Annotated in this window: 1 protein-coding gene, 2 tRNA genes and 3 rRNA genes; 1 reads left to right on the top strand and 5 read right to left on the bottom strand. The window is 53.4% G+C overall.

Annotated features, from left to right (window positions below):
• Positions 1 to 64: 64 nt before the first annotated feature.
• The 5 genes from rrf to BSIN_RS24845 form a co-directional block, all read right to left on the bottom strand.
• Positions 65 to 177: ribosomal RNA gene (rrf, locus tag BSIN_RS24870) — 5S ribosomal RNA — on the bottom strand.
• A gap of 114 nt (positions 178 to 291) precedes the next feature.
• Positions 292 to 3,171: ribosomal RNA gene (locus BSIN_RS24865) — 23S ribosomal RNA — on the bottom strand.
• Positions 3,172 to 3,444: 273 nt separating this feature from the next.
• Positions 3,445 to 3,520, bottom strand: a tRNA-Ala gene (locus BSIN_RS24855).
• Positions 3,521 to 3,557: 37 nt separating this feature from the next.
• Positions 3,558 to 3,634 (bottom strand) — tRNA-Ile (locus BSIN_RS24850).
• A gap of 61 nt (positions 3,635 to 3,695) precedes the next feature.
• A 16S ribosomal RNA gene (locus BSIN_RS24845) occupies positions 3,696 to 5,226 on the bottom strand.
• The 16S, 23S and 5S rRNA genes sit together here with 2 tRNA genes alongside, the layout of an rRNA operon.
• A gap of 61 nt (positions 5,227 to 5,287) precedes the next feature.
• Here BSIN_RS24845 and BSIN_RS25935 point away from each other — a divergent pair.
• The gene (locus BSIN_RS25935; protein ID WP_159936065.1) at positions 5,288 to 5,647 is read left to right on the top strand and encodes a hypothetical protein; all 360 of its coding nucleotides are present in this window, start codon (positions 5,288 to 5,290) and stop codon (positions 5,645 to 5,647) included.
• Positions 5,648 to 5,656 lie beyond the last annotated feature (9 nt).

Below are 5,656 nucleotides of genomic sequence, written 5' to 3'. Positions count from 1 at the left end.
TGTGGAGCTTGAGGGCGTAAAAGCAAAAACCCCCGCTGGGTAGGCGGGGGTTTTTTTAAGGGGAGCCTGACGATTACCTACTTTCACACGGGGATCCGCACTATCATCGGCGTGGAGTCGTTTCACGGTCCTGTTCGGGATGGGAAGGGGTGGGACCGACTCGCTATGGTCATCAGGCAAAGGGGGTTGTTGCGTTGCTTCGCAGCGCAACCAATCTTGGAAGAAGCAGTAATCTTGGGTTGTGCGTATCGCACACGAGAATCAACAAGTTCTGTAAGACAGACTTGTTATAGGATCAAGCCTTACGGGCAATTAGTATCGGTTAGCTGAACGCATTACTGCGCGTACACACCCGACCTATCAACGTCCTGGTCTCGAACGACCCTTCAAGGAGGTCAAGCCTCCAGGGATATCTCATCTTAAGGCGAGTTTCCCGCTTAGATGCTTTCAGCGGTTATCTCTTCCGAACATAGCTACCCGGCGATGCCACTGGCGTGACAACCGGTACACCAGAGGTTCGTCCACTCCGGTCCTCTCGTACTAGGAGCAGCCCCCTTCAAATATCCAACGCCCACGGCAGATAGGGACCAAACTGTCTCACGACGTTTTAAACCCAGCTCACGTACCTCTTTAAATGGCGAACAGCCATACCCTTGGGACCGGCTACAGCCCCAGGATGAGATGAGCCGACATCGAGGTGCCAAACACCGCCGTCGATATGAACTCTTGGGCGGTATCAGCCTGTTATCCCCAGAGTACCTTTTATCCGTTGAGCGATGGCCCTTCCATACAGAACCACCGGATCACTATGACCTGCTTTCGCACCTGCTCGACTTGTCGGTCTCGCAGTTAAGCACGCTTATGCCATTGCACTATCAGCACGATTTCCGACCGTACCTAGCGTACCTTCGTACTCCTCCGTTACGCTTTGGGAGGAGACCGCCCCAGTCAAACTGCCTACCATGCACTGTCCCCGACCCGGATCACGGGCCAAGGTTAGAACCTCAAACAAACCAGGGTGGTATTTCAAGGACGGCTCCACCGAAACTAGCGTTCCGGTTTCATAGCCTCCCACCTATCCTACACAGATCGGTTCAAAGTCCAATGCAAAGCTACAGTAAAGGTTCATGGGGTCTTTCCGTCTAGCCGCGGGTAGATTGCATCATCACAAACACTTCAACTTCGCTGAGTCTCGGGAGGAGACAGTGTGGCCATCGTTACGCCATTCGTGCAGGTCGGAACTTACCCGACAAGGAATTTCGCTACCTTAGGACCGTTATAGTTACGGCCGCCGTTTACCGGGACTTCAATCAAGAGCTTGCACCCCATCATTTAATCTTCCGGCACCGGGCAGGCGTCACACCCTATACGTCCACTTTCGTGTTTGCAGAGTGCTGTGTTTTTATTAAACAGTCGCAGCCACCAGTTTATTGCAACCCCTTCACCCTCCTGGCGCAGGCCAGTCAAGCTACCAGGGCGTACCTTATCCCGAAGTTACGGTACCAATTTGCCGAGTTCCTTCTCCCGAGTTCTCTCAAGCGCCTTAGAATACTCATCTCGCCCACCTGTGTCGGTTTGCGGTACGGTCATCGTTAGACTGAAGCTTAGAGGCTTTTCTTGGAACCACTTCCAATTGCTTCGCGACCGAAGTCGCTCGCGCCACACCCTTGAATCCTGCGCCCGGATTTGCCTAAGCGCCTTCTCCAATGCAGCGACCGGGACGTCCAACACCCGGACAACCTTCCGCGATCCGTCCCCCCATCGCATCTAACGACGGTGCAGGAATATTGACCTGCTTCCCATCAGCTACGCATTTCTGCCTCGCCTTAGGGGCCGACTCACCCTACGCCGATGAACGTTGCGTAGGAAACCTTGGGCTTACGGCGAGGGGGCCTTTCACCCCCTTTATCGCTACTCATGTCAGCATTCGCACTTCCGATACCTCCAGCACCCTTTACAAGGCACCTTCGCAGGCTTACGGAACGCTCTCCTACCATGCGAGCAAGCTCGCATCCGCAGCTTCGGTATATGGCTTAGCCCCGTTACATCTTCCGCGCAGGACGACTCGATCAGTGAGCTATTACGCTTTCTTTAAAGGGTGGCTGCTTCTAAGCCAACCTCCTGACTGTTTTAGCCTTCCCACTTCGTTTCCCACTTAGCCATATTTGGGGACCTTAGCTGGCGGTCTGGGTTGTTTCCCTCTTGACACCGGACGTTAGCACCCGATGTCTGTCTCCCGTGATTGCACTCTTCGGTATTCGGAGTTTGCTATGGCGGGGTAATCTGCAATAGACCCCCCAACCATGACAGTGCTCTACCCCCGAAGGTGAGACACGAGGCACTACCTAAATAGTTTTCGGAGAGAACCAGCTATTTCCAGGTTTGTTTAGCCTTTCACCCCTATCCACAGCTCATCCCCTAACTTTTCAACGTTAGTGGGTTCGGACCTCCAGTACGTGTTACCGCACCTTCATCCTGGCCATGGATAGATCACCTGGTTTCGGGTCTACGCCCAGCAACTGAACGCCCTATTCGGACTCGCTTTCGCTACGCCTGCCCTATTCGGTTAAGCTTGCTACTGAACGTAAGTCGCTGACCCATTATACAAAAGGTACGCCGTCACCCCTTGCGAGGCTCCGACTGTTTGTATGCATGCGGTTTCAGGATCTATTTCACTCCCCTCCCGGGGTTCTTTTCGCCTTTCCCTCACGGTACTGGTTCACTATCGGTCGATCACGAGTATTTAGCCTTGGAGGATGGTCCCCCCATCTTCAGACAGGATTTCACGTGTCCCGCCCTACTTGTCGTACACCTAGTTCTTTCATACTGTTTTCGCCTACAGGGCTATCACCTGCTATGGCCGCACTTTCCAGAGCGTTCGGCTAACAATACAAATAAAGAGTACAGGCTCTTCCCATTTCGCTCGCCACTACTTTGGGAATCTCGGTTGATTTCTTTTCCTGCGGTTACTTAGATGTTTCAGTTCACCGCGTTCGCTTCACATGGCCTATGTATTCAGCCATGGATACTCCATACGGAGTGGGTTTCCCCATTCGGACATCTACGGATCAAAGCTTGTTTGCCAGCTCCCCGTAGCTTTTCGCAGGCTACCGCGTCCTTCATCGCCTGTGATCGCCAAGGCATCCACCACATGCACTTGTTCGCTTGACCCTATAACGAGTCTGTCTCGTTATAGGTTGAGTTCTCGCGTTGTGCCGTATTCCAATTAGAGTCGAACATGAAGTTCGAATCATCTTGAGATACATCGATACAATCACAACCCGGATAACTTCCACGCCCATCTCATTAGACGCTTCCGCTATCCAAATTACTTACTTCTTCCTGATTGTTAAAGAACGACAGCCGATACAGTCGCCTGCATCACTCTGACTGGCTCAATCGCCAATGCAAAATACTCAAAACTGAATACTTAGCGTTGGTGATTGGTGGAGGCAGACGGGATCGAACCGACGACCCCCTGCTTGCAAAGCAGGTGCTCTCCCAGCTGAGCTATGCCCCCATACAGAGACCTCTCAGGCTTCCTTGTCCAGACAACTTGGTGGGTCTGGTTGGATTCGAACCAACGACCCCCGCCTTATCAAGACGGTGCTCTAACCGACTGAGCTACAGACCCCTGAGCCTGTCTTAATCAACAGCCGATAAGCGTGAGCGCTTCACTTCGCGGTAAGCTCGAGAAAGGAGGTGATCCAGCCGCACCTTCCGATACGGCTACCTTGTTACGACTTCACCCCAGTCATGAATCCTACCGTGGTGACCGTCCTCCTTGCGGTTAGACTAGCCACTTCTGGTAAAACCCACTCCCATGGTGTGACGGGCGGTGTGTACAAGACCCGGGAACGTATTCACCGCGGCATGCTGATCCGCGATTACTAGCGATTCCAGCTTCATGCACTCGAGTTGCAGAGTGCAATCCGGACTACGATCGGTTTTCTGGGATTGGCTCCCCCTCGCGGGTTGGCGACCCTCTGTTCCGACCATTGTATGACGTGTGAAGCCCTACCCATAAGGGCCATGAGGACTTGACGTCATCCCCACCTTCCTCCGGTTTGTCACCGGCAGTCTCCCTAGAGTGCTCTTGCGTAGCAACTAAGGACAAGGGTTGCGCTCGTTGCGGGACTTAACCCAACATCTCACGACACGAGCTGACGACAGCCATGCAGCACCTGTGCGCCGGTTCTCTTTCGAGCACTCCCGCCTCTCAGCAGGATTCCGACCATGTCAAGGGTAGGTAAGGTTTTTCGCGTTGCATCGAATTAATCCACATCATCCACCGCTTGTGCGGGTCCCCGTCAATTCCTTTGAGTTTTAATCTTGCGACCGTACTCCCCAGGCGGTCAACTTCACGCGTTAGCTACGTTACTAAGGAAATGAATCCCCAACAACTAGTTGACATCGTTTAGGGCGTGGACTACCAGGGTATCTAATCCTGTTTGCTCCCCACGCTTTCGTGCATGAGCGTCAGTATTGGCCCAGGGGGCTGCCTTCGCCATCGGTATTCCTCCACATCTCTACGCATTTCACTGCTACACGTGGAATTCTACCCCCCTCTGCCATACTCTAGCCTGCCAGTCACCAATGCAGTTCCCAGGTTGAGCCCGGGGATTTCACATCGGTCTTAGCAAACCGCCTGCGCACGCTTTACGCCCAGTAATTCCGATTAACGCTCGCACCCTACGTATTACCGCGGCTGCTGGCACGTAGTTAGCCGGTGCTTATTCTTCCGGTACCGTCATCCCCAACGGTTATTAGCCATTAGGTTTTCTTTCCGGACAAAAGTGCTTTACAACCCGAAGGCCTTCTTCACACACGCGGCATTGCTGGATCAGGGTTGCCCCCATTGTCCAAAATTCCCCACTGCTGCCTCCCGTAGGAGTCTGGGCCGTGTCTCAGTCCCAGTGTGGCTGGTCGTCCTCTCAGACCAGCTACTGATCGTCGCCTTGGTAGGCCTTTACCCCACCAACTAGCTAATCAGCCATCGGCCACCCCTATAGCGCGAGGCCCGAAGGTCCCCCGCTTTCATCCAAAGATCGTATGCGGTATTAATCCGGCTTTCGCCGGGCTATCCCCCACTACAGGATATGTTCCGATGTATTACTCACCCGTTCGCCACTCGCCACCAGGCCGAAGCCCGTGCTGCCGTTCGACTTGCATGTGTAAGGCATGCCGCCAGCGTTCAATCTGAGCCAGGATCAAACTCTTCAGTTCAATTCCTGTTACTGTTTTCGGTCCCTCTCGGAACCGGTCGCTCACTCAAAGCTGACAGGTTATGAATCTCTTCATTAACCTGACTTACTTTAGTGTGAGACTCTTGATACTTTTGCTTATCCCGGCAAAACCAGGTCCGCTTCCATCAAGCGCCCACACTTATCGGCTGTTCATTGTTAAAGAGCATTTTCTGCCAAGCTTTCCTGCCCGCTCAGCAGCGCTGCGTTGTCAGCAGCAGAGAAGCGAAATTATGAACCCCTTTTCTTCGTCCGTCAACAACTTTTTAAACATCTCGTCGTCGCAAACCCGGGCCCCGCTTCCTGACTCGCTTGCCTACCGCTTCAACTCCCTCTCTAGCAGTCGGCCGCGCTTCCTTCTCTCTCCCCCGCTGTCCGTTTCCGTTTCAGCGAAAGAGGCGTGATTCTAGTCA

The organism is Burkholderia singularis (genome assembly GCF_900176645.1).
GTDB classification, from domain to species: Bacteria; Pseudomonadota; Gammaproteobacteria; order Burkholderiales; family Burkholderiaceae; genus Burkholderia; species Burkholderia singularis.
The sequence above is the reverse complement of the archived record's forward strand: the minus strand, read 5'-3'. Positions and strand labels throughout refer to the sequence as shown.

What these genes read in the sequence shown, in the direction of transcription:
- BSIN_RS25935 (WP_159936065.1), top strand. Translation starts at nt 5,288, where the DNA reads ATGAATCTCTTCATTAACCTGACTTACTTTAGTGTGAGACTCTTGATA.